This is a genomic window from Bradyrhizobium yuanmingense, assembly GCF_900094575.1.
GTDB lineage: Bacteria > Pseudomonadota > Alphaproteobacteria > Rhizobiales > Xanthobacteraceae > Bradyrhizobium > Bradyrhizobium yuanmingense.
The window spans coordinates 124164-146734 of the sequence record NZ_FMAE01000004.1 but is presented as its reverse complement, the minus strand read 5'-3'; the positions used below and the strand labels follow the sequence as shown (position 1 = coordinate 146734).

The following is a 22571-nucleotide window of genomic DNA, read 5'->3' as shown; positions in this document are numbered from 1 at the left end:
TAGCACATGATTCCTGCCGACTGGACGCCGGCATTCGTCCTGCCGAATATTCCTCTGGAAGCCGCGATTGGCTGCGATATCGCGGTGCTCGCGGCCGCGCACAATCACCGCGTTGCGGTGCTCGAGCGGACGCATTCAACGCTCAGGCGCTTCTTGAACCGTTTCGCCGACAACTTCGGACAGAAGCTCGAGCCTCCTTTCTGATCCTGAACACGGCCGCACCGCCGATCTTTCGCGACGTGACGGCGCCGGTTAGCTTCCATGCTCGGCGGTGACCCAGCGCTGGAGCTCCGACATCCGAGCGAGCATCGCGTGCTCTTCGGCGAGGCCTTCGCGATCTACCCCTGGATGCTCGACCGACACTATGTGGATATGATCGGCAGCACGCCGGCCAGCCTCCCAGACCGGTCCATGCATGGTCCAGGCTGCCGGAGGTTTACGCCCTGACCATGAGGGTGCCCACCCGATAGCTATCGGTCCTGAAATAGGACAACAGGATCAACCCCCAGTGCTTTCGAAATTTGTTCGAGAGCGTCAACGGTCGGTGAATTTTCCTCGCGCTCGATCATTCCAATGTAGTTGCGATTCAGGCCAGCGCGATCAGCCAACTCTTCCTGAGTAAGGCCGCCCTTCCGTCGTAGTCGCCGAAGATTTTGGGCTACCACCCGCCGCAACTTCATGCGGCAAGACGGCCTCAAACGTCACTTGATCTCCACCTAGTATACTAGGTATTATTCGTACCTTGCTGGGAAGCTTTGGATGACCAATGTGCTAACGCCGTCAGCTAAACCGTTCGTCGAACAGGTCGCCATGACTAAGGGGCGGCTTCTTCGCATTGGATATCGAGCTGACGGTATGGACTCCATCTTGGCAAGTGTTGAACTTCCCGTTGAAGTACTTGAACAGGGAATAGCAGGCGGTCTGGAGCTGGTCACTACGATTCGTCCTTCCGGCGAGATAGTGTCTCAAATCTTCGGGTCATCCGGATTAGCTTTGGAGGGGCCTCATTCGAGCGTCCCAATCGATCGTCTGGTTTCACAAACCGTCGACAGCGATAGGCTTCGTCTAGAGGAACTGCCGACAAGTGAACTGAGTGGGCTCTTGAGATCGCTGGAGGCATCGATCGAACATGTGAGGACCGCACTCGCCGAAAGGGCATAGCTCTCTATCAGTAGGGGCCCTGTCAATCACTAGAAGACGATATTGTACCATCGACCTTCTTCCTCCCTTTCTTGAAGGCTACGTCGCCATCGAGAAATGCCTCAAGCATGAACGGTATCAGTTCAGTCACCTCTTCCTTGCTGCCATAGGTCTCTGCATAGAAGGCAGCATACTCGCGCAGCCGTTGCGCCAGGCCTGGCATAACCACAACGTTCATCTTCACTGGGGTCCGATCCGGCAGCTTCGCAAGCTTCATCCCTCACCTGCCCTTCGCCACCGTCTGAACGTCGTGGTACGGCTTCAGCACCAGATCCTTCGAAACAATCACCCGGAGCGGCCAGCCCGGCCGCACTGTGATCGTCGGCTGCACGTCGAGCTCGCGCTCCACCAAGCGCTGCCCCGCACGATTGGTCGTTTGCTGCGAGCTTTCTCGCAGCGCCTTGACGAGATCGCTTTCGTCATTGCCGATCGAAAGCTGGGTCCCCACCCCGATCAGGGTCGCCAAGGCCACGCCTTTGAGCAACTGCCAGGTATGGAAGTCCACCTGGTCCTCGAGTCCGGCGTAGCCTGCAACGTCTGTAGCCGGAAGGTTCTCGATCACGATCGAGTTGCCGTTGGGCAGGATGAGCCGGCTCCATACGACCAGCGCCCGCTTCTGGCCAAAGGCGACGACACTATCGTACTTGCCGACGATCCTTGTCCCCTGCGGGATCAAGAGATGCTCGCCGGTTACCGTGTCGTAGACGTTTTCGGTGACCTGGCCGATGGTCGTCCCAGGCAGGTCCGAATTCAGCCCCGTGACGAGGCTCGCCGGGATGATCGATCCTGCCATCACCGCATAGGTGGATGGTGCCAGTTTTAGCGCGTGGGGATTGGCGGTTTCCGTGTCGGCTTTCGCTCCCACGAAGGCCAGCTTTCGCGCCTGCGACGACGGAATGATTTCGCTGGAGCGATCGATCATCGCCTGCGCCGTCTTTGCAAGTTCCGCAGCAGATGGACCGATGTCGGGCGTTGGAGGCCGGAACGTCGATTGTGTGATCGCTGGAGCGTCAGTCGGGCTTGCCTGCTTGCGCTTCTCCTGTTTTTCCGACAGGCGGACGAACAAGCCGGACTCCTTTGCCTGCTGAGCGACTCGCGTCTGGCGGATCCGCTCGGCTCGTTCGGCGTCTTCCTCCGGATTGGTTCGGAAGCCAGCGTCCGGAGCGACGCCAGCCTTCTTCTCATTTTCGGCAAAGGCCCTGCCAATGTCCCCTGGCGACGGCGGCCCGAGCCGCGGCGTCGATGGCGGCAGGTCTTCATAGGACTTTGGCAGCTTGCTCAGGCCTTCGGCCGTCTGCTTGCGGTCGGTATTGTACAGCTCCGTTCGCTCGGACTGCTTGAAGGAGATCGGCTTGAGCGCAATGAGTATCGCTCCACCAACAAACAGCGCCGCAACAGCGCAGCCGATCATGAGAGCGCGCCTATTGAGGCGCCGCACGGGCCGTGGCCGAGCCCGCAGTTCCAGCGGCTCCGGATCCTGATCCAAGCTCGTCATGAAGCGCTCCCGGTGCTGAAGGCTTGCGACACGGGCCGCGCGTCGATGCGGATGATCCGGACGATACGCTGCGGATCTTCGCCAAGACGAAGCTCAGCGGCGCCGAACATCCGATCGACAATGTAGTAAGAACCGCGGACACGGTAGTTGACGAGGTTCGGCCGGCCATCGGCTCCGGCGACGAACAAAGGCGGCGCTTCGCCTTGCGACAGGCCGGACGGCAGCTGGATATAGACCTTGCGGCCGTCGTCGAAGGCGCGCACCGGCCGCCACGGCGGATCGTCGCCTTCGATGCGATAGCGGAAATTCAGGCTGTCGAGCCGCACCCCGCGATCGGCGATCCTCTCCTCGCCTTCCCGGGCGGCAACGTTCTGCTTGTGGAGGGCGACGAGCGTATCCGTCGGATAGGTCCAGGAGATGGATGCCATATAGGTCTGCTTGGTCGAGACGAGCTCGAGGTGATACGCCCGCCGGTCAGTCAGAACCACGAGGTTGGTCTGAATATCCGGAAGCGTTGGCTTGACGAGAATATGCACCCGCCGGGCGCTCCCCTGCCCGCTCGACGTGTCGCCAACCACCCAGCGAACCGTATCGCCCGTGGAGACGTCGATCAGTTCCTCACCGGGTTGAAGCGCGATGGTCGAGACCTTCTCCGGGCTTGCATAGAGCCGGTAAAGCGCACCTTCCGTCCAGGGGTAAACCTGGATAGCGTTGATGTACCCGGCGCGTGTCGGCTCCATCCTCGCCGCCTTGTTGGCCTTTGCGATCGCCTGCTCCGGCGGCAGCTTTTCCTCCTTGACGGCCTTTGTCGGAAAGGGTTTCAACTGGCCCGGCAAAGGCAGGACCTTGGGTGTTTCGACGACTTGCACCGGCGCCGGCGGATCAGTTTCTGGGAGCGCCTTCTCAAATGTCATCTCATCATAGGGCGCTTCGAGATTGAGTTTGGTGGCGCATCCGGCAAGCCCAAGGGACAAGGCTAAAACGCTGGCCGACGCGAGCTTGGCAAGGACTCTGGAATTCATTTGGCGTCTCCGATGAGGTCGCGCGACCAGTTGAGGGAATGGACGTAGAGGCCGAGGGGGTTCTTCCGCAGCGTTTCGGCATCCGCGGGCGGCTTGAGAACGGTGGTGACGAGACCCGTGAAGCGCTCGGTCTTTGCGATCGCCCCGTTCTCGTAGGTGTTCTCTCTCCAGCGGATCTCGAAGCTGTCGCCGGACGCACGCACCACGGACGTGACTTCGGCCGTCACGGTCCTGGAGCCGATCTTCGTGAACGGATCGGCTTCACGGGCGTAGTCGTTCAATGCTTGTGCGCCGCGGTCGGTGACGAAGTCGTAGGCACGCAGCCAGTTCGCCCGGACGATGACCGGATCGATCGACAGCGAGCGGACGTTCTCGATGAACCGCGCAAGGAAATGCGCGATCTGTGCGTCTGACGGCTGGTAGGCCTCGAGCGCCGGCCCGACTGCTCGGACTTCACCAAGCCGATCGACCTCGACCACATAGGGTACGACACCGGAGCGAGCGATCTGGGTGAAGATCGTCAATCCGAGGACGCTGGACAGGCCGATGGCTGCCAGCGCTGCAAGCCGCCAGTTGCTGGCCTGGACACGGGCGGACCCGAGCCGCTCGTCCCAGACCTGGGCTGCCTTCTGATAGGGCGTTACCGGCTCTGGCGTTTCACCGTAGCGGACGGACACGCGCTGAAAGGGCTGACCAGCCATATCCTACTCCTCCCCCAGTTTCGGGCCCGACGAATGCCCACCTTTGTCGCCCTCTTTCAGCGTGTGGGCTGCGACTTGGGCCGCTTCCCTCGCGTGTCCGCGACCTGACGGTGCCGCTGAACGCCCTGTGCCCGACGCAGCCGCTCCATTCGTTGCGCCGCCAGTACCCGCGCTCGCGAGCTGATCCACCGTTGCGGCCCGAGCTGATGTGCCGGCAGCCGAAGACGCACCAGTTAGGGACGCAGCTGAGCGAACCGCAGTCATTGAGCCGCCCGCCGCAAGGCGCAGCCCTCCCGCGACCGCCGCTCCGCCGCCGATCACCACAGCCGCCGCACCCGCCACCGTTCCCGCGGCTGCACCGGCCCCTAACTGGGGCGCACCTGAGACCAATCCTGCCGCGATGCCTGGGCCGAAGATGCCAAGGCCAAACAGCGAAAGGGCCGCAAGCAGCAAGCTCATGGCCGACACGATGTCGACCGGCCGGGTCAGCGTGCTTGCGAGCTGACCGAAGATGGTCGAGCCAATGCCGATGATGATCGCGAGGACCATCACCTTCACCCCTGAGGCAACCACGTTGCCGAGGGTCTTTTCCGCGAGGAACGCGGTCTTACCCCACAGGGCGAAAGGCACGAGAATGAAGCTTGCAAGCGTCGTCAGCTTGAACTCGATGAGCGTGACGAAGAGTTGCACCGAGAGGATGAAGAACGCGAGCACGATCAGGATCCAGCAGAACAGCAGGATCAGGATCGTGGGCAGGTTGGTCAGGACATCAAAGCCAGAGAATTGCCCGGTCTCCTCCAGAAGCGGATGGGCGGCCGTGAACCCGGCGGAGGCGACAAAGCCCGGCCGCGCCAGGTCGGCCGCGCTCAAGCTCCCGCCGGATGCCTTAAGACCGATGCTGGAGAACGAGGCAAAGACAATATCGGCAAGGCTCTTGAAGTTGCCGATAATGAACGCGAAAGCACCGACATAGAGCACCTTCTTGGCCAGCGTGACCATGATGTGGTCGTCAGCCCGCATGCTCCAGGCAAGCCCTGCCAGCGTCAGGTCGATGCCGATCAACGTTGAGCTCAAGAATGAGACGTCGCCAGACAGAAGGCCAAATCCGGAGTCGATGTAGCGCGAGAAGGTGTCGGTGAACCGGTCAATGACGGAGAGATCAGCCATGGCGCCCTCACCTACTTGCCAGCGGTGTAGGCGTGGCCATCGCCGATGAAGCGAGTGAATCGCTCCTTCGCGGCGGCGGACGATGCCTGCTGTTCGGCTGCACGCAACGTGTCCGCGCGCGCCTGCGTTGCCATGAGAGCCTGGGCTTGCAACGACTGCTTGATCTGCAGCGCGAGCAGTTCATTGCCGGACTGTTGGGCTTGTAGTGAGCCGACGGCAGCGGACGAATTCGCCATCAACGTTCGAAGCGTCTGGCCGTCCTGATCCAACGAGCCGACGATCGCCGACTGAAGCGTGAGCGACTGCTTCAGCCCGTCGTAGCTGTTGTCCCAGCGAGAGGTCGCGTCCCGAACCATCTTGTCGGACGAAACGGCTGCCGCATATTGGCGAGGATAGAGCCGCTCGAAATCCTGTTGGCTTCTCTGGACATCGAACGAGACGTTCTTGGCCTGACCAATCAGGGTGTTCATCTGATTGATCGTCGACGCGAGCTGGCCGACGACGCTCGTCGGCAGGGCGGCGAGATTCTTTGTCTGATTGCGCAGCGATTGCGCCTGATTCTCGAGGCTCCTGATCTGATTGTTGATCTGATCAAGCGCTCGTGCGGCAGTCAGGAGATTCTGGCTGTAATTGGTAGGATCGAATACGATATCAAACGCGCCAAGCCGTCGCGAACCATTCACGGCGATGGCGATCGATAGTATTGTTGTTACGATAACTCTAGAAGTTGTACCCAAGAACATGCGGCCGACACTTTCGAGCATGGAAGACTCCAGGAGTTGAGATTGAGGTCAGGCCTTGGCCTGTTCGAAGGTGCTGATCAGGTTCGCTGCCCAGTGCAGGTCTCGCTCTGCGAGATAGCGCTTGGCGAAGTGATGGGGGCCGGAGCGAGACAGGACAGTATCGACGGCCCGTTGATCCTCCGGCGAAGACGCTGCGACCAGCGCGAGCGCCACCGGTCCGAGGCCGAGCTCAAATAAGCGGTTTCCGGCGCGGGACTGCAGGTAGTAGTCGCGCTTCGGGAATGCTTCTGCGATTAGCCGAACTTGCGTGTCGTTCAGGCCGAACCGGCGATAGGTCTCGGTCTGGGTCGGCTCCAGCGCTCTGGCGTTCGGAAGGAAGATGCGGCTTGGGCAGGATTCGATGATCGCAGGGGCAATCTGGCTGTCGGCGATATCGGCCAGCGACTGGGTCGCGAAAATGACAGAGACGTTCTTCTTGCGCAGCGTCTTCAGCCATTCGCGAATCCGGCTCGCAAACAGCGGATCATCCAGAAACACCCAGGCCTCATCGAGGACCAGCAGCGTGGGCCGGCCGTCGAAGCGGTCCTCAAGGCTGTGGAAGAGATAGGTCAGCACCGGCGCGACCAAGCCCGGCAATGCCATCAATTCTTCCATCTCGAAGGTGAGCACGTCGGCACCGGAAAGACGGTCGGAGTCCGCGTCCAGGAAGCGGCCATAGGGTCCTTCCAGCGTGTAGGGCTGCAGCGCCTGCCGCAGCGCGTCGCGGGCAAGCAGCGCGACGAGGCCGGTCATCGTCCGCTGAGAGACGGGCGCAGACCCGAGGCTCCGGAGCGCCGACCAGAGCGTCTCCTTGACGTCGGGGGTCACTGTCACGCGCTCATGGGCGAGGACACCACAGAGCCAGTCGAGCGCCCAGAGCCTCGCGCCCTCCTCCGCGACATCCTTGAGCGGCTGAAAGGCAATGCCACCTTTGGCGCCTAGCTCATACCAGGAGCCGGACAATGCGAGCGTGGTGACCCGGGCTGACCGGCCCTTGTCAAACGTGATCAGTTGAGAATTCGGATAACGACGGAATTGCAGCGCGAGCATCGAAAGCAGGACCGACTTGCCCGCTCCTGTAGGACCGACAATGATGGTGTGCCCGACATCGCCGGCGTGGAGCGACAACCGGAACGGGGTCGCCCCTTTGGTCTTGGCGATCAGAAGCGGTGGGCCGTCGAGGTGCTCACACCGTTCGGGTCCGGCCCATACTGCCGACAATGGGCACATATGGGCGAGGTTCAGGGTGTGGACGATCGGCTGGCGGATGTTGGCATAGGCTTGGCCCGGCAGACTGCCAACCCAGGCTTCCACGGCGTTGACGCTCTCGCGGATGGCCGTAAAGCCCCGGTTATTGATCACCCGCTCGACCGCACGGATCTTCTCATCAGCCTGATGGGAGTCCTCATCGCTTACGGTAACGGTCGTGGTGATATAGCCGAAGGCAACCAGATCGTCGCCGAGCTCGGAGAGCGCCGCGTCGGCATCAAGCGCCTTGTTGCTGGCGTCAGTGTCGAGCAGCGCTGCCTGCTCGTTGAACATGACCTCCTTGAGGATCGCTCCCAGCGACTTCCGCTTGGCAAACCACTGCCGCCGGTAGCGCGACAAGGTTGCGTTTGCTTGCGTACGGTCGAGCGGAATAAACCGGGTCGCCCAGCGATAGGCAACGCCGAGCCGATTCAGTTCATCGAGCAAGCCTGGAAAGGTGACGTGCGGAAACCCAAGGACCGTCAACATGCGCAGATGGCTCTGCCCGATCGCCGGCGACAGTCCCCCAGTCAAAGGCTCATCGCTTAGGAAACAATCGAGATAGGCCGGGATCTTGGGAACGCTGACCGGATGGCGCTTTGTCGAGATGCAGCTATGAAGATAGGTGAGCGCCTCCGTATCGCTGAGAGGCCAGATCTCGGGCAAGACTGACGAGAGCAGATCGATCGCCCGATCGGTTTCCTGGATAAACCTCTGGAGATGATCGCGATAACCTTTCTCGTTACTGGAAAATCTCGGTTGCTCATCAATCTCACCGTCGATGTCCACTTGCTTGGGAGTTTTGGTCGATGGGACGCGCTGAATGCGTTGTTCGTTTCGCGCCGCGCTATCCCTCGCCTTGGGATGCTCCAGAAACAGGCCTTCGAGGCGCGAGACCGTTTCGGGCGGCGGCAAATACATCAGCGTAAGATGCAGCACGCTTTCGAAGTGCTGCCCGCCGGGGCGTGACGGATCCTCCCACGCCACCCCGGCCGGCCCTTCGAAACCGGCCCGTCGCTCCTCATCCACCAGCCACGACACCGCATCAGGGAATTCCGACCGCGGATATTCGCCAGTTGGGATGCGCGTGGCATCGAAGAAAAGGGCCCAGCCGGAGCCAAAGCGCTTCAGAACGTTGTTGACGCGAGATACCACGCTTATCAGTTCGGCCTCGGTCGCACTGTCGAGGTCCGGTCCGCGGTAGCGTATCGTCCGTTGGAAGCTGCCGTCCTTGTTGAGGATGACGCCTGGCGCGACCAGGCATGCCCAAGGCAGCCAATCAGCCAACCGATGGGCGTTGCCGCGGAATTCTCTCAAGTTCAGCATGTAAGCCGGCCTTTGTGCTTGGTGTGACGGATGGCGACTTCGACGAAGGCCGGGTCGCGTTTTGCGAGCCAGACGGCCGCGCTGTGGCCGATGACCCAGAGGATGAGGCCTGCGAGCCAAAGGCGCAGGCCGAGCGCCAGCACGGCCGAAAGGGTCCCGATCAGGATGGCGGCCGCGCGCGGGGCACCACCGATCAGGATGGGTTCGGTCAACGAGCGGTGGAGCACGAGTTCAAAACCATCGGGGCGCATCAGATCAGCGCTCCGCCGCCGAACGAGAAGAACGACAGGAAGAACGAGCTCGCAGCGAAGGCGATCGAGAGGCCAAATACGACCTGGACCATCTTGCGGAAACCGCCGGAGGTATCGCCGAAAGCCAGCGATATGCCTGTTACCGTGATGATGATGACGGCGACGATCTTGGCGACGGGCCCCTGCACGGATTCCAGGACGCGCTCGAGCGGAGCTTCCCAGGGCATGCCTGAACCCGCGGCGTGCGCCGCCGTGACAGTGAGAAGCACGCAAGCCGACGCTGCACCGAGCGTGACCAGCGGCAATCCGCTAACCGAGCAGAAGCCGCGCAGGCGAGAACGCACATTGAGACATAGGCGAATGGACATTTGCAGTCTCCTTGAGATCAGGGGCGATGGGAGGTGTTTGGAAGTCCGGGCGTGGTCTCGAGCAGGTAGTCGCCGGATGGATCGAGACCTTTGAGCTCTGCGACGGCCTCGATGCGCCGTGCGGGGCCCCGCCCCTTGATGAAGACGATCAGGTCGATTGCCTCGGCGATGAGCCGGCGCGGCACGGTTGCGACCGCTTCCTGAATGAGTTGCTCGATCCGGTAGAGCGCAGCTCGGGCCGAGTTGGCATGAACAGTGGCAATCCCGCCGGGGTGACCGGTATTCCAGGCCTTCAGCATGTCGAGGGCTTCGGCGCCCCTGACCTCACCGACGATGATGCGGTCGGGCCGCAAGCGCAGCGTGGAGCGGACAAGATCGGCAAGGCTCGCGACGCCCGGCTTGGTTCGGAGCGTCACGGCATCCTTGGCATCGCAGCGCAGCTCGCGGGTGTCTTCGATAATGACCACCCTCTCGTCGAGCCCGGCGATCTCCGCAAGAAGCGCATTGGCAAGCGTGGTCTTGCCCGACCCGGTTCCGCCAGCGATCAGGATGCTGCGCGCCTCGGTGACCGCTGATGTCAGCACCTTTGCCATCAATGGAGAGGCAATCTGCGCCTTGACGTAGTCGGACAGACGGAACGTGGTCGTCGCCGGCTTGCGGATGGCAAAGCAAGGCGCGAGCGCGACCGGCGGCAAGACGCCTTCAAAGCGTTCACCCGTTTCGGGGAGTTCCGCCGAGACGATTGGCGACGAACCGCTCGCTTCCGCCCGCACGTGGCTGGCAACAAGTCGGATGATCCGCTCGGACTCCTGCGGCGTCAGGACAACGCCGGTATCGGCGCGGCCCGTCCCGTGCCGATCGAGCCAAAGCCTTCCATCGGGATTGACCATGACCTCGACGACATCAGGCTCATCCAGAGCGAGCGCAATTGCCGGCCCCATCGCGGTCCGCAGCATGCCCCGGCGCCGTTCACGGGTTTCTGGCGAGAGGAGATCAGACATTGCCGACCTCCTCTCGCCCTGCCGGAGAATGCTCCGGCGGCTCACCCGCCGCGCTCTGCGCGCGGGATCCAGTGTCGCTAGGTTGAGCAGCGCCCAATGGGGCGCCCTCCTCGATGTTCCGCGTGAAGAGATCCGGCTTGACGGCGCTGACGCGGTCCATGACGTCGGCGACAAGCCGCCCGCCGGAGGCGACGCGTTTGCCGACCTGGGCGACAAACATCTCGAACCGCTCGCGGCCGAGCGCTCGCGCTGCATCCTGATCCTGCGACGGCAGCGGCGGGGTGATGGTCAAGTAGTAGCGGATGAAGAGCGCGATGGTCTCCGCCATCACCGACAGATCGCGATCGGCTCGATCGAGCTGGCGGCTCATGCGATCGAGCCTACGGATCAGCGCCGCATCGCCGCTGGTGTCCCGCTCAGGGTTGAGAAAGCGATCCAGCGCGGCATCCACAATGGATGACTTGTTGGCTCCTGGACGCTTGGCGGCGATCTCGAGCCGCTGCGCCACACTTTCAGACACGTAGGCCGACAGTTTCGGTTTCATCAGGGATACTCTCAGAACGAGGGGAGAAGGTCGTCGTCGTCGCGGGTGACAGCATGGGCTCGGCGCACGGCGCTCGACGCGTTTGCTGCCTGCATCTGGCTACGGTCGGCGGCGACGTCGGACTCGTCGTCGAGCAACCGCTCCTCGATGGCACGGACGTCAGTCGCAACTGGTGCGGCCTCGTCAAACAACGGCAATTGCTGCTTGAGACCGCCCTCCTCGCCGCCCGTCTGCATCAGCTCGCGATATGGCAGGGTCGCTAGGCGAAGGTCGGTGGTGCGCAACTCGCCACGCCAATCGTCAAGGCCAGCCGGCGGACGATCGGCATACCTGTCCCTCGCCAAGAACGGCGGCTTACGCAGGCGACGGACGAAGTTTGCGTCCTCGTAGTGCCGCAGCTTTGTCGCCCGGACCGGCGCAAGACCCGAGACCAGCACGATGGCCTGGTCGGGCGGCAGTTGCATCACCTCGCCAGGCGTCAGCAAGGGACGCGCCGTCTCCTGACGGCTGACCATCACATGGCCAAGCCAGGGAGCCAGCCGATGTCCGGCATAATTGCGCTGTGCACGTAGCTCCGTCGCGGTGCCGAGAGCGTCCGAAATCCGTTTGGCGGTGCGCTCGTCATTGGCAGCGAAGGCGATTCGGACGTGACAATTGTCCAGGATCGCATTGTTCTCGCCATACGCCTTTGCGATCTGGTTGAGCGACTGGGCGATCAGGTAGGCGCGGATGCCGTAACCAGCCATGAAGGCGAGCGCACTCTCGAAGAAGTCGAGCCGGCCAAGCGCAGGAAACTCGTCCAGCATCATCAGCAGCTGACGGTGCCTGCGGTCGCCTGCCTTGGTATTCAACGTCTCGGTCAGCCGGCGACCGATCTGATTGAGGATCAGCCTGATCAGCGGCTTGGTCCGGCTGATGTCCGACGGCGGAACGACGAGGTAGAGCGTGACCGGCTTATCGGCACTCACGAGGTCGGCGATGCGCCAATCGCAAGATTCGGTGTTTCGGCCGACGACGGGATCGCGGTAGAGCCCAAGAAAGCTCACGGCTGTCGACAGAACGCCGGAGCGTTCGTTTTCGGACTTGTTCAGCAGCTCGCGTGCGGTCGCGGCGACGACGGGATGCACCTTCGGCTCCGCCTCTGTGCCGAGGTGATTGGTCGCCAGCATGATCCTGAGCGTCTTCTCAAAGGACTGCGCGGGGTCAGCCAGGATCTCGGTGACGCGGGTGAGCGTCTTCTTCTCTTCGGCGTAAAGGACGTGAAGGATGACGCCGACCAGCAGGGAATGACTGGTCTTTTCCCAATGGGTGCGGCGTTCAAGCGCCCCTTCGGGGTCGACCAGGATGTCGGCGATGTTCTGGACATCGCGGACTTCGGCCGCCCCCTTGCGCACCTCGAGCAGGGGATTGTAGCGGGCGCTCCGCTCATCCGTGGGATTGAACAGAAGGCAATGCGAGAACGTCGAACGCCAGCCGGAGGTCAATTCCCAGTTTTCGCCCTTGATGTCGTGCACCACCGCCGACGACGTCCACGAGAGCAATGTGGGCAAGACCAGTCCGACGCCCTTGCCTGATCGGGTCGGAGCAAAGCACATGACGTGTTCCGGTCCGTCATGGCGCAGATAGTTGTTCTCGAGGCGGCCCAGAAAAACGCCCTTGGATGCGAACAGGCCGGCCGCCTTGATTTCCTTTGCGGTAGCCCACCGAGCTGAACCGTAGGTCGTCACCAGTTGGCTTTGGCGCGCGCGCCACACCGAGTTGACGATCGCAAAGAGCGCGCCTGCAATACCGCCGCCCGCGGCTATTGCACCACCCTGCTCAAAAATCTCGGGCGCGTATGCCTCATAGGCAAACCACCATTCGAACAATCGCCAAGGCAGATAGACGCGATAATCGATGATCAGGAACCAGGGCTCACCCAAGCGCTGTTGATATCCGAGAGCAGCCGCAGTCCATTGCGTCGCGCCCCAGGTCGAGGCGACGACGATTCCGAACACGACGGCGATCTGACCGACATAGATTTTTGCTGGAAACATTCCGCTCGCCCCACGCACTCACCCCACGTGAGCGGCGCGATGAAAGCGGTGAATGCGGCAGGCCTTCAATCGAAATAAAAAGTCGCGCCGTCAGCAAGCGCGAGATTGATCAAGTCTGATCAGGTGCCAGACTTGAAGATCAAGGTCAGCGCAGCGTCATCGCGTGCCTCAACAGCGCGTGAGCACTTGGAGCAAATAGCATCTCGTTGGCATGGTCACCCACCGAGCCCTGGCAGTTGGTGCTCAACACGTAGCGGCTATGCGCGAGTCGGCGCGGCCACGAAGCGCTATGATACGATTCTGCTAGACTGAGCTGGATCTGATTGTATTCAGCGCGGAGCGTCGGATGGGTCAGTGATCCGCATGTGGTTTGGCCAGCAAAAGCCAGAAGCGTCGACAGCCCGATCACTGCCAACGTCCTGTTGCGCCAGACGCGGTGCCGAGCATGACCCGTGACATGCAGGTGATCGGCATCTTCATCAGCAGCACTTGGCGACGGAGGTGATCATGTCGACGCCAAGCCTGTGCTGCTGCTGCTGCTGCTCGTCGAGGCCCCGTTGGCAGGAAGCGCGAGGCCAGTACCTGGCCCGCCCGTCGACCGGTCATTTTGACGGAGGAGCCAGCTTGTCGGTGGTCTTGTCTGCCAGATCGTAATTGGCTGGATCGGAGCCGAGCTCAGAGACACCCTTCGCAAGTTCGGTTCGGAACAACGTCTGGACATCATCGTCATAGGTTGCAAGGCTGGTGCGGATCGCAGCTCTCCACTGATCACCACGGTCCCATGCCTCCATTAAGGCGGAGGCGAGATCAGCGTGCTGCCGGTTCTCGATCATGGCTTCAATGATCGATCTGGCCTGAAGCCGATCCTTCGCGCTCTTGGCCGTCCCGTCGCGGTCCTGCTTCCGGCGGGATCCGACGATCAGCTTGTGGATGGCATATCGCTCGGGAGATGGAATGAGAACGGGCACGCCCGCACCGTGCAGCAGCACGGCGCGGATGGGCTCGTAAATCAGAAAATCCAGAAAGCGCAGCGGAAATGCCGCCGCACCACCGAGCGCCGGCATCGGAACTGGCTTGCCTGCCTGATCGTCGGACCACTGGTTCGGCGTCAGGAATTCCACCTTGAAGTTGTCCCTCGACACGAATTGGGTGGAGACTCTGCCGTCGGCCTGGCTCGGGACCTCGCGAAATGTCGGATCGACATGTCGAAGTACCTCCAGGATCGGAGGCATGGAATCCTTGATCGCGACCGATATTTCGTGGAATTGCGCAAAGTCCGCGTCACCAGTCTGCATGGCGACGGCGTCGAGGCGTCGGCCAAGCGTGGCCGAGTAACATTGGTAGGCTACAGTTCCGACGAGCACTCCCCTCATGCGGAAAAAGCCGGCCTTGGCCAGTTGCTCCACGACTTGGCCAACCTTGGCTAAGGGACGTGGCAGATAGGCCTCGCGGGTCAGCGTGGAAACCAGCCGTCGACGTCCCTTCAGGTCGGCCTTCAGATCTTTGAATGCCTCAACCCGCTTGGTGATTTCAGGATCGTCCACTGGACCGACGTAGCGGCGATCCTGGCCGCCCCCCTCGGGCTTGGGTGTGTCGAAGTACCAGTATTTCTTGTCCTTGACCTCGACGGCCACGAACCTTCCATTCGAGGAGAATTCGGAGGTAAAGCTCTCATCGAGGCTACGCTGGGCCAATTCCGAATATAGCGTTTGATAGGTGATATCGAGGCGGGCGGAGGTCATTGCGGGAACCCCGGTTATACTATTTTCGCGAAAATAGTATAACCAAAACAATGCAGACGGCAATCCGCTATACTATTCTCGCAAAAATAGTATAACTTATATATTAATCAATGACTTATGTGATCCTAAAGACCCAATCCACGCTTGATACCGATCGACCAAGAAATGCCCTCCCCGCCGACCTGACCGCTGACCAATTGCCCGCGCGCTCGCTCCAGCACCGGCCGCCATGGCACCAGCACGAACTCATGGGACCGCTCGATCAGCGCGAACCGCCCGCTGTTCAGCGTCAGCATGCGCCGGTAGACGCCCTCGATCTTATCGCCGGCCTTGACATCGACATGTTCTAGGCCGGTGCGCGCGGATATGTCGGCCGCAGTCCTTGCGAGCTCGCGCGCCTCGAGCGTCTCGAGCATATTCCGGGCAAAACGCATCTGGCCGCCTTCCTCTCGCGCCAGCCCCTGCTCGATCAGCCATTGCCGTCTTGTTCGGAGCGCCGTCTCCACCTCCGCCCCAAAGCCGGTCGATGCGAGCTCATCGGGCTCCTTCCCAACAAGCTTGCGATCGAGCCAGGTGGCGCCCAGCGCCTGCGGCAGATCCTCGAGCCGTTGCCGTGACAGCACCGCGGCCCACACCGGATTGCGCGTTTGCTGGAGTTTCTCGTATTCAAGCGCCCGGTCCAGATAATCCCGTCCTACGCTCCAGCTGCCATCGGCAAGCCGGCTGACCATCCCTTCGCGACGCATCGCCTCCAGGCGCCGCACATGCGATCCGACATATTCGCCGGATGCTTGCGGATCGAATTCTCGATGCAGACGATCGCTGTAGATGCCAGCATGGCGGGCAGCGACGCTAGCGATCGTGCGATCGATTGCGCGCGGCTCAGCGACGCGCGACCTGAGCTCCAGGATCGTGTTCCGGACAGGCGCTTCTTCGTTGGCCCGAAGGCTACCGATCTCGACATAGTGCGTTCGTCCGTCCACCCCGTCGATCACGACATAGCGGCGCTCCGTCAGCTCATCGGCAAACCCCTCGCCGACAACCCGCCCGACCAGGCGATGCGCGCTTCCTTCCGGATCAAAGATCGCATAATCGCTTGCCGCCCGCCTAACTCCTGCCGCGGCCATCTCGCGGTGCATGGTCTTGATGATGTCGCCGCGTTCCCCCATGCGTCTGAGCTTCGGCTCGAGCTCAGGGTCGATCCGCCAGCGCCCCGGCTCGGCCTCTTCTGCCAACCCCATCCGCTCCAGAGTTCGCAGCCGTCCGATCCGCGCCGTTTGCAAGGCGGGCTCCCGGCCCGACAGCGCCCCTGGCTCAAGAACTCCGCTAGGGGCATCTCGCAGGATGCTCCGGTCGAGCCGCGTCAGCCGCTCGGCTGTGATATCCTGCTGAAGCTTGCGCGTGACCTCGATCTCCGTTTCAGGGCCGAGTTCTCGCGTGATGAGCTCGGCTGCCCGGGAGCGAAAGCCATGAGCGATATAGTCGCGTGCGATGACGAGGTCGTTTCCTTCGTCATCCTTGCCGCGCAACACGATGTGGGTATGGGGATGGCCGGTGTTGAAATGATCGGCAGCAACCCAGTCGAGCCTGGTGCCGAGGTCCTGCTCCATCTGCCGCATGAGGTCGCGGACGAAGGGTTTCAGGTCCGCCAGCTCAGCGCTGTCCTCTGGCGCCACGATAAACCGGAATTGGTGGCGGTCGCCGCCGCTGCGCTCCGTAAAGCTCCTGCCATCGGCGCGGTCACTGCCGGCATCGTACAGCTCCCCCGGCTCGCCCTCGCGCGTGACGCCGTCGCGCTGGACGTATCGGAGGTGAGCTCGCACGCCACCTAGGTCACCCGACTTGATCCGCACGATCCGAGCCTTGACCACGACGCGGCGCTGCCCCTGGCCTCGGCCCCACCCGGCCAGCACTGCGCCTTGCGCGCGGCCGCGGCCAATGCGGCCGCCGCTGAACGACGAGGCCGTCCGCGCACCGGCGCCAGCTTTGGCCACCTCCTGGCGGACACGTCGAAGATAGCTCGTCGCTTTACTGACTCTGCGGTTGCCGATCCGTCCGAGCTTCACATCGAATTCGTCGTCGATCTCTCGCATGGCCCGCATCCGACGTCTCTAATGAGCCAGCGATATGTGAAGCCGACGAGCGTCTGCCAAGACGCAGACGCAATTGCGCAGGTTCGCCATTGTGTTGGGTCGAACATGGTGACAACGCGGGCCCAAGCGGCGCCAAATCTTGGATGTGCAGACAACGGCTTAGGCAATCCGTAGCGCCAGTGCTTTTATCTTGCCCTCCCGCTTTTTTGCTTTCCTCGCGAAAGAGCCGCCGCGACCTGGCTGTTGACTTGCGAAACCCCACTGTTTGCGCGCGCTCGCGATAGCGATCGTTACCCGAAGGGCCGAGACACCCGTAGGGTGGCTCGGTGAGGAGCGAAGCGACGAGTAGAGCGCGGGCCGAAGGCATCGCCCGTATAGCCATCAGCACCGCGAATTAGCGAAGATCCTTTAGTACCAAACTCGAAAGTCTTAGAGTCCTGATCGTGTTGCAGCGTTTCGAATGCACACCGAATGTCCATCACGGGGTGCCAGCGAACCTGGAAACTGACGGGTGATATCACGAGCTGCCCGATGTGCAACCGCCGGACGCTTACAGGCCAAAGCTGGTCCGCGTCTAAACGAAAATGACGCTCGACAACGGGCCTTTTGGGCTGTACCGACGAGCGCTGGACTTCATCAGCCGCACGGAGGTCGACCGAGCGAACCAGGCTTGGCAGCCTGGCTCGCTCAGGCAGTTTGCGAGACGAAATTCGCCGCAAAGACCGTCAGCGCTTGGGCGCGTAGGGTCCAAGATCGTTGAACAAGTCCGCCTGGAAGGGGCTTTCGTCAAACCGAATTCCGCCCCTGGCTTTGGCCTCGACCTCGCGAATTATCGCGTCCTGCCGCTCCACCGGAACGCCGTTTTTGCTCCAGAGAGCGCGCAGCTCGGCCTCAGGCTCGGCTGAAGATCGAACCTTGTTGCGAGGGATTTCCTCGAAGTTGGCACAGACGATTTCGACATTGGGCGCGATGCCTTTCCACCCGTCACGATAGTAAGAACAGTCTACGCCGCAGCCTGCTTCGAGATGAATTCCCGTCTGTTCGCTGAACTTGAGATAATCCGCGCTCTTGCGTTCTCGGTAGCACTGCACGCCGCTATATTGGAACGGCGCAGACGCCTGGGGGATGATGAACGCGCCAAAATCCGCAATATCGGAAGCGATATCGATCACGTGAAACTCGAAAGACCGCCCCGTGTAGCGCGGTCCGCTTCCGATCCGGGGAGTGGCTCCGAACGGAGGATTTGCGACCGCAGAGCCGAAATGACCGAGGCTCGGCAAGTCCAGATCGAACACGTCAGCGCAAATCCATTTGGCTTCCGGCAGCACCTTGCGGCCGACTTCGACATAGGCAGGATTACGCTCGATGCACACGACCTCTTTCTGTGGTTCGTCGCACCCGCGCGCGTAGCGGGCCCTCCAATAGACATGGAATGCGAGCGCGCCAATGCCGGCGCAAAGGTCGACGGTTCGGCCGCCGTAAGCATCGATTGCGAAGTCTCCGGCAAGCCCGCTAGGGGTAAAGAACGCCCCCGCCGATCCGTTGATGTGGCTTGCGCCCTCGTGCCAGTTGTCGAGCACAAACACGCGCTCATCGTAGGTGAGGACGTCTTTCTTAAGCAGTTCGACGGCCTCGGCATGTGCCTTGGCCTCTGCCTTCGTCAGTTTTGCCATTGTGATGTCTCGCTTGTCGGCCCTTGCTGGGCGTTTGATCGGCGCGGCGCGCATGGCCTTCGCCATGCCGCCTGCCCGTCGGCGAGACCGGGGTTTGGGGGGCAAGAGCTTGTTTCGGCGCCGGCTTTGCCGGCGCGCATCCGATGGTGCGCAACGCGGTTGCACCGAGCAGCGTGGGCTGCGACGTGCGACCGACTTGCTGCACCGGAGGACGAAAGAAGGTCTTGCGGGGGTGACGGGGCAGCGCCCCTCAAGTCCCCCATTCAAGAGAAAAGCGGCTTACGCGTGCCAACCCGCGCGCGAGCTAGCGAGATCGAGGACGTGACTGTCAACGTCTCGATCCGGTCGCTCGTCGTGGAGGTTTGATAGGCCCTGTGCTGGGAAACCTTCCCCAACCGGCCCGACGCGGGTGCTGCCGAATGGGCTCGAGCCGGGCAAGAAACACGACGGGCGCGCGCCTTCTTGCAGACGCGCGCCCTAAAACAACCGCTCACATATCCGGATTCCAGGTCCAGAGCGGCCGCGCAACGCCGAGGAGATCGCAGCGGAGCACCGGCCCGAAGTACCGCGAGTCAAAGGAATTCGGGTGTGGCTGCAGCAGGAAATATTCCCCCTCCACGAGCCTCATGCAGCCTTCCCATGTCGGCAGAGGCCGCCCTTGCCGGTCTTTATCGAGCACTTCGGCAACGATCTTTCCATTGATGGAGATCGCAGCGATCGGCTCTCTGACGCGACAGATTTCGTCTCCGCCTGCCGCCTCGACCCGCTTCAGGAGCGGCACGGGCATTGGCAGGATCTCGTGTGCGATGATCAGGATCTCGATCCCGGGAGGTGGCTTGAAGACGGCGAGCTCGCCGCGCGCCGGCAGTCGCGGCTCTACATAGTAGAAGCCGAGCGGCGCGCTGCCGGTGGCGTTGTAGATCAGCACCGGCACCGCGGGGGCGGACGACATCAGGAGCGTGATGATGCCGGCGCACATGGCCGAGAGCGTGGAGGCCTGGCGCCAAAGTCTCGTGAGATCAATCGGCATCAGAGGTCGACCTCCTCTTGCTCGCATGCGACCATTCGACGAGGTCTTCGATGTGATAGCGGACATAGCGTCCGTGCTTGCGGTAGGCTGGTCCCCTGCCCTGGACCCGCATCTTTTCCAGGGTGTTTTTGGTGAGCCTGAGCCAGGCGGCTGCCTCCACAGTGTTGAGGAACGGCTTATCCGGCTCCTTGTCGTCTGCTTTCGTCGTCATCCAGCTTTCCTTCCCACACCCGTACAACCAAGAGGTGCAAGAAGAAGCGTCGTCCGATCGGGGGCACTTTGTGGAGTGGCGAAAATGGCGGGCGAGCTTTCGCCATACCGCGCGGGCAAAGTTCATCAAAGGAGAGGGAAATAATCCGATCAGGCCAAAAGACCGCGGTAGCCACCCTTCATCAATTCGGTGCCCTTGGCGACGAGGCGTCGCGTGCGATCGCGCAAAAATTGACTATGACTGTGCCATTCCTCAGTGACTTTCTTCTCTCCGAAGATCGCAATTGCGATCTGTCGATACGTCTTCCCTTTGAGGCTCTCGTCGAGCGCGATGAGAGCCTGCTGGAGGCGCTCGTCGGCAGCCAAGGACGGTCTTTGAACGGCTCTAAAGTCCGCGTCGGTGAAGCGCTGCAGACGCCTTAAAAGCTCGGCCTGGGCTGTGAGATCGTCGAGATCGTGCAGCTCGTAGACGGGCGTGAACGCCGCTGTCACCACCGAAAGGCCGTGGATTTCGAGGGGAACACGAACGCCATTGCGCTTCATGACGACCAGCGGAACACCGTCCACGCCGATCACCGCATGCCGCTCGGCATTGAAATCAGCCAGCCGCCGGACGTTCGCTTCGGCCTCGTTCGGCTTCCTCGCATTGAGCCGGACCACCCGTTTCAGAGCATTCGCGTGCCAGAATGCGGTTGCGAGGTGAGCGCAGAGTCTTGGGTCGGCGAAGGCGTAGAGCCCCCATTTCTCGGCTTGCGGAAACCGCCGCCTGAGCCGCAACAGCTTTGTGCCATCGTTCAGCGTGATGCACGGCAAATGCTGAGGTACGCTGCTGCGCCAGTCGGCGACATAGTCGGCGTTCCGCCGCAAGAACTCCCACGCCCAGTCGCCGCCATCATGACCCGTGGTCGGGCAGGAGACGGCGTGATCATCGGATTGGCCCTGCTTGGAATTCACCGACCAGTTCAATAAGCGTCCCTCCGGAATCACTCATACAACTTTGGATGGTTCTGTCCAAATGAGGCAAGAGCACGGCCCCCGCGAGCAGCTCTCGCGGGGGCCGACGGGCGTCAGTCCGCCGGATTCCAGATCAGCGCGAACACGCTGTCGTCGTCCTGGCCGGCGGCGCGGCCGAGATTGGCGTAGAGCTTGCGCGGGCCGAACTCGGGCGCTGCCAGCGACAGGCTCACATAGTCCTTGCGGCTGTTCTCTCCGCGGCGGATCCAGCCTGCCCCGATCTCGACGCCTTGGGTGAAGACTCGGAAGTCGGGATGGGTCTCGGCGCTCTTGTCGCGGTTCGGGATGATGTCGATGTCGGCCCGGATAGAGACGGTCTTGAGCTGACCCTTGTAGCTGCCGTTGTCGTTCTTGGTGACGTATCCGATCGCGGTCATGGTCTTGTCCTCTTCTGTTGTTCCGCGAGGAGCCGATCCCCTCGCGATGGCGAGACCGCGATGGGAAGCGAAACGCCTTCGAACCCGTCTTCGGGGCGCAGCGCATGCGGAGCACCTGAGGCGATGGCTTTTTTGTAGGCGAAGCGGGCGCGAGGAGCCGGACTTTTCCGTCCGGCGGGGAAAAAAGCTGGCGGGGAAGGTTTTGATAGGCGGAGCGCTTCCCATAGGTCTCTTCGCCACGCATGAGGGGATCGGACCCACGAACGGCAGATGAGGACAAGCCCCCCGATCGGCGGCACGAGATGATGCGGCAGTCACGCAAGCTGCCCATTTGTGTCTGCATTCTGGCCTGCATCGACGTCATCTCCGAACGCAAAAAGAGCGCTGAGGCCCACCCCAACTTCTGGGTCTTCATGCAAAGCACCGATATCTGCGGCATCCATCCGTTGAGGCAGAATGCAGAAGGACTGTGCGAGCCCGTCACTGGCCGCAGTCGAATTCGCTCCGCAAGCTCTGCGCCAATCTCGGCCGCGCTGCCGGCCAGGATGCTGACAACGTGTTTGCTCCGATCGGGAATCCCGCCGACTGACGCCCCTCGGCCCCCGCGAGAGCTGCTCGCGTGGGCCGTGCTCTGCTCCACGTGCAGCACTTCTGCTCTCATCAAGACTCAAAGACGCGAGGTCGCACGCGACGTTCAGTGGTCGCAATGTCAATCTCGCGAGTTCGTGTTACCCTGTTTTTTGTGCAGCCCGATTCCCGGCTTGCACTTTAGCTTTGATGGATTGACGGAGGGCTCATGGCCAAGAAAGCGAAGAAGGCGAAGAAGACCACCCCGAAGAAATCGCTTTCACTTTCAAGAGGCCCTTGCCTGACGCAATCATGAAGCTCGCGTGAGTTGTTTGGTGGCCTTGGCGAGAGTGGATCGCGTCAAAACGTTGAAGCCGGATCGTGAGCGTGCCATCGCGCAGAACGGTCCGGCTTTACATTTCTGGAGTCTGCTCCCCTTCGTCTCGGCCTCGCCAGCTGCAAGGCGGCGTTCAGTTGAGCCCACCCAGCATGGTGGGCACGATCTTCGTCAGCAGGACTGCGTTGCAGGCCAGCGCCGAAAGGCAGACGACGGCTTGCGCGAGGCAAATGCGGCTAAGCCTCACCACCTGCGGTTCGGGAAACAGCTTGTATGAGTTCGCCATCGTGCGCTCCATGATGCACTGCACTTAGCTCAGTCGGATCGAGCTATAGGATGAGTCGCCCGGTTTTCGATTCCCGGAATTTCCTGTTCACCGGATTGACT

General features: G+C 61.8%; 23 protein-coding genes and 1 pseudogene. 2 read left to right on the top strand and 22 right to left on the bottom strand.

Translation table 11 applies throughout. The features are described from left to right. The first annotated feature begins 6 nt into the window (after window positions 1-6). The gene (locus tag GA0061099_RS41845; RefSeq protein ID WP_074447840.1) at window positions 7-204 is read left to right on the top strand and encodes a hypothetical protein; all 198 of its coding nucleotides are present in this window, start codon (window positions 7-9) and stop codon (window positions 202-204) included. Window positions 205-470: 266 nt separating this feature from the next. Here GA0061099_RS41845 and GA0061099_RS14180 read toward each other — a convergent pair whose 3' ends face one another. Continuing rightward, a complete protein-coding gene (locus GA0061099_RS14180; RefSeq protein WP_074447838.1) occupies window positions 471-680 on the bottom strand; it encodes a helix-turn-helix domain-containing protein in 210 nt (69 codons plus the stop codon). A 79-nt stretch (window positions 681-759) separates the two neighbouring features. On the opposite strand from GA0061099_RS14180, the gene GA0061099_RS39980 reads away from it, so the two are divergent. Continuing rightward, entirely contained in the window at window positions 760-1161 is a 402-nt protein-coding gene (locus GA0061099_RS39980; protein ID WP_141697599.1) for a hypothetical protein, read from the top strand. A 22-nt stretch (window positions 1162-1183) separates the two neighbouring features. Here the strand turns inward: GA0061099_RS39980 and GA0061099_RS14175 are convergent, their stop codons facing one another. From GA0061099_RS14175 to GA0061099_RS41110, 21 genes and pseudogenes are all read right to left on the bottom strand, one after another. Next, a complete protein-coding gene (locus GA0061099_RS14175; RefSeq protein WP_074447837.1) occupies window positions 1184-1417 on the bottom strand; it encodes a DUF2274 domain-containing protein in 234 nt (77 codons plus the stop codon). A gap of 3 nt (window positions 1418-1420) precedes the next feature. Then, on the bottom strand, window positions 1421-2611 hold the full coding sequence (locus GA0061099_RS42075; RefSeq protein WP_245311227.1) for a TraB/TrbI/VirB10 family type IV secretion system protein: 1191 nt from the start codon (window positions 2609-2611) through the stop codon (window positions 1421-1423). A gap of 80 nt (window positions 2612-2691) precedes the next feature. After that, entirely contained in the window at window positions 2692-3717 is a 1026-nt protein-coding gene (trbG, locus tag GA0061099_RS14165) for a P-type conjugative transfer protein TrbG (protein ID WP_074447835.1), read from the bottom strand. Continuing rightward, entirely contained in the window at window positions 3714-4418 is a 705-nt protein-coding gene (gene trbF, locus GA0061099_RS14160; protein WP_074447834.1) for a conjugal transfer protein TrbF, read from the bottom strand. Before trbF ends, trbG begins: the two co-directional genes overlap by 4 nt. Window positions 4419-4421: 3 nt before the next feature. Then, window positions 4422-5585, bottom strand: a complete 1164-nt coding sequence (gene trbL, locus GA0061099_RS14155) for a P-type conjugative transfer protein TrbL (RefSeq protein ID WP_074447833.1) — start codon at window positions 5583-5585, stop codon at window positions 4422-4424. Window positions 5586-5596: 11 nt separating this feature from the next. After that, on the bottom strand, window positions 5597-6349 hold the full coding sequence (trbJ, locus tag GA0061099_RS14150) for a P-type conjugative transfer protein TrbJ (protein ID WP_083235109.1): 753 nt from the start codon (window positions 6347-6349) through the stop codon (window positions 5597-5599). A 27-nt stretch (window positions 6350-6376) separates the two neighbouring features. Further along, on the bottom strand, window positions 6377-8941 hold the full coding sequence (trbE, locus tag GA0061099_RS14145) for a conjugal transfer protein TrbE (RefSeq protein WP_074447832.1): 2565 nt from the start codon (window positions 8939-8941) through the stop codon (window positions 6377-6379). Beyond that, on the bottom strand, window positions 8935-9192 hold the full coding sequence (locus GA0061099_RS14140; RefSeq protein WP_074447831.1) for a VirB3 family type IV secretion system protein: 258 nt from the start codon (window positions 9190-9192) through the stop codon (window positions 8935-8937). Before GA0061099_RS14140 ends, trbE begins: the two co-directional genes overlap by 7 nt. Continuing rightward, the gene (locus GA0061099_RS14135) at window positions 9192-9560 is read right to left on the bottom strand and encodes a TrbC/VirB2 family type IV secretion system protein (protein ID WP_244620982.1); all 369 of its coding nucleotides are present in this window, start codon (window positions 9558-9560) and stop codon (window positions 9192-9194) included. Before GA0061099_RS14135 ends, GA0061099_RS14140 begins: the two co-directional genes overlap by 1 nt. Window positions 9561-9577: 17 nt before the next feature. Next, entirely contained in the window at window positions 9578-10561 is a 984-nt protein-coding gene (gene trbB / locus GA0061099_RS14130; protein WP_074447829.1) for a P-type conjugative transfer ATPase TrbB, read from the bottom strand. After that, window positions 10554-11105, bottom strand: a complete 552-nt coding sequence (locus GA0061099_RS14125; protein WP_074447828.1) for a hypothetical protein — start codon at window positions 11103-11105, stop codon at window positions 10554-10556. Before GA0061099_RS14125 ends, trbB begins: the two co-directional genes overlap by 8 nt. 11 nt (window positions 11106-11116) lie before the next feature. Beyond that, on the bottom strand, window positions 11117-13141 hold the full coding sequence (locus GA0061099_RS14120) for a conjugal transfer protein TraG (protein ID WP_074447827.1): 2025 nt from the start codon (window positions 13139-13141) through the stop codon (window positions 11117-11119). Between the two features lie 602 nt (window positions 13142-13743). Beyond that, window positions 13744-14883: a nucleotidyltransferase family protein gene (locus tag GA0061099_RS14115; protein WP_074447826.1), complete on the bottom strand. Its 1140-nt coding sequence runs from the start codon at window positions 14881-14883 to the stop codon at window positions 13744-13746. A 125-nt stretch (window positions 14884-15008) separates the two neighbouring features. Continuing rightward, on the bottom strand, window positions 15009-16976 hold the full coding sequence (gene rlxS, locus GA0061099_RS14110) for a relaxase/mobilization nuclease RlxS (RefSeq protein ID WP_074447825.1): 1968 nt from the start codon (window positions 16974-16976) through the stop codon (window positions 15009-15011). Window positions 16977-17701: 725 nt separating this feature from the next. Further along, the gene (locus tag GA0061099_RS14105) at window positions 17702-18715 is read right to left on the bottom strand and encodes a class I SAM-dependent methyltransferase (protein WP_074447824.1); all 1014 of its coding nucleotides are present in this window, start codon (window positions 18713-18715) and stop codon (window positions 17702-17704) included. Window positions 18716-19139: 424 nt separating this feature from the next. Next, complete coding sequence (locus GA0061099_RS14100; protein ID WP_199751032.1) at window positions 19140-19679, bottom strand: S26 family signal peptidase; 540 nt, start codon at window positions 19677-19679, stop codon at window positions 19140-19142. Beyond that, entirely contained in the window at window positions 19669-19890 is a 222-nt protein-coding gene (locus tag GA0061099_RS14095; RefSeq protein WP_074447823.1) for a helix-turn-helix domain-containing protein, read from the bottom strand. Before GA0061099_RS14095 ends, GA0061099_RS14100 begins: the two co-directional genes overlap by 11 nt. Before the next feature lie 149 nt (window positions 19891-20039). Continuing rightward, window positions 20040-20549, bottom strand: a complete 510-nt coding sequence (locus GA0061099_RS41115; RefSeq protein ID WP_158644874.1) for a DUF2285 domain-containing protein — start codon at window positions 20547-20549, stop codon at window positions 20040-20042. Between the two features lie 84 nt (window positions 20550-20633). Then, window positions 20634-20843, bottom strand: a pseudogene (locus GA0061099_RS43100) (transcriptional regulator domain-containing protein); the annotation flags it as partial. 113 nt (window positions 20844-20956) lie between these two features. Continuing rightward, window positions 20957-21280 (bottom strand): DUF736 domain-containing protein, encoded by a 324-nt coding sequence (locus GA0061099_RS14085; RefSeq protein WP_074447821.1) that lies wholly within the window; start codon window positions 21278-21280, stop codon window positions 20957-20959. Between the two features lie 1037 nt (window positions 21281-22317). Continuing rightward, window positions 22318-22470, bottom strand: a complete 153-nt coding sequence (locus GA0061099_RS41110) for a hypothetical protein (protein WP_158644873.1) — start codon at window positions 22468-22470, stop codon at window positions 22318-22320. Between the last annotated feature and the right edge of the window lie 101 nt (window positions 22471-22571).

Excerpts from the sequence above, each read along its gene's own strand:
- GA0061099_RS14125 (WP_074447828.1), bottom strand. The coding sequence starts at position 11,105 with ATGAAACCGAAACTGTCGGCCTACGTGTCTGAAAGTGTGGCGCAGCGG.
- GA0061099_RS41110 (WP_158644873.1), bottom strand. The coding sequence starts at position 22,470 with ATGGCGAACTCATACAAGCTGTTTCCCGAACCGCAGGTGGTGAGGCTT.
- trbJ (WP_083235109.1), bottom strand. The coding sequence starts at position 6,349 with ATGCTCGAAAGTGTCGGCCGCATGTTCTTGGGTACAACTTCTAGAGTT.
- rlxS (WP_074447825.1), bottom strand. The coding sequence starts at position 16,976 with ATGCGAGAGATCGACGACGAATTCGATGTGAAGCTCGGACGGATCGGC.
- GA0061099_RS14180 (WP_074447838.1), bottom strand. The coding sequence starts at position 680 with ATGAAGTTGCGGCGGGTGGTAGCCCAAAATCTTCGGCGACTACGACGG.
- trbE (WP_074447832.1), bottom strand. The coding sequence starts at position 8,941 with ATGCTGAACTTGAGAGAATTCCGCGGCAACGCCCATCGGTTGGCTGAT.
- GA0061099_RS14140 (WP_074447831.1), bottom strand. The coding sequence starts at position 9,192 with ATGCGCCCCGATGGTTTTGAACTCGTGCTCCACCGCTCGTTGACCGAA.
- GA0061099_RS14115 (WP_074447826.1), bottom strand. The coding sequence starts at position 14,883 with ATGACCTCCGCCCGCCTCGATATCACCTATCAAACGCTATATTCGGAA.
- GA0061099_RS14085 (WP_074447821.1), bottom strand. The coding sequence starts at position 21,280 with ATGACCGCGATCGGATACGTCACCAAGAACGACAACGGCAGCTACAAG.
- GA0061099_RS39980 (WP_141697599.1), top strand. The coding sequence starts at position 760 with ATGACCAATGTGCTAACGCCGTCAGCTAAACCGTTCGTCGAACAGGTC.
- GA0061099_RS14175 (WP_074447837.1), bottom strand. The coding sequence starts at position 1,417 with ATGAAGCTTGCGAAGCTGCCGGATCGGACCCCAGTGAAGATGAACGTT.
- GA0061099_RS14100 (WP_199751032.1), bottom strand. The coding sequence starts at position 19,679 with ATGCCGATTGATCTCACGAGACTTTGGCGCCAGGCCTCCACGCTCTCG.
- GA0061099_RS14105 (WP_074447824.1), bottom strand. The coding sequence starts at position 18,715 with ATGGCGAAGGCCATGCGCGCCGCGCCGATCAAACGCCCAGCAAGGGCC.
- trbG (WP_074447835.1), bottom strand. The coding sequence starts at position 3,717 with ATGAATTCCAGAGTCCTTGCCAAGCTCGCGTCGGCCAGCGTTTTAGCC.
- GA0061099_RS14095 (WP_074447823.1), bottom strand. The coding sequence starts at position 19,890 with ATGACGACGAAAGCAGACGACAAGGAGCCGGATAAGCCGTTCCTCAAC.
- GA0061099_RS42075 (WP_245311227.1), bottom strand. The coding sequence starts at position 2,611 with ATGATCGGCTGCGCTGTTGCGGCGCTGTTTGTTGGTGGAGCGATACTC.
- GA0061099_RS14120 (WP_074447827.1), bottom strand. The coding sequence starts at position 13,141 with ATGTTTCCAGCAAAAATCTATGTCGGTCAGATCGCCGTCGTGTTCGGA.
- trbF (WP_074447834.1), bottom strand. The coding sequence starts at position 4,418 with ATGGCTGGTCAGCCCTTTCAGCGCGTGTCCGTCCGCTACGGTGAAACG.
- trbB (WP_074447829.1), bottom strand. The coding sequence starts at position 10,561 with ATGTCTGATCTCCTCTCGCCAGAAACCCGTGAACGGCGCCGGGGCATG.
- GA0061099_RS41845 (WP_074447840.1), top strand. The coding sequence starts at position 7 with ATGATTCCTGCCGACTGGACGCCGGCATTCGTCCTGCCGAATATTCCT.
- trbL (WP_074447833.1), bottom strand. The coding sequence starts at position 5,585 with ATGGCTGATCTCTCCGTCATTGACCGGTTCACCGACACCTTCTCGCGC.
- GA0061099_RS14135 (WP_244620982.1), bottom strand. The coding sequence starts at position 9,560 with ATGTCCATTCGCCTATGTCTCAATGTGCGTTCTCGCCTGCGCGGCTTC.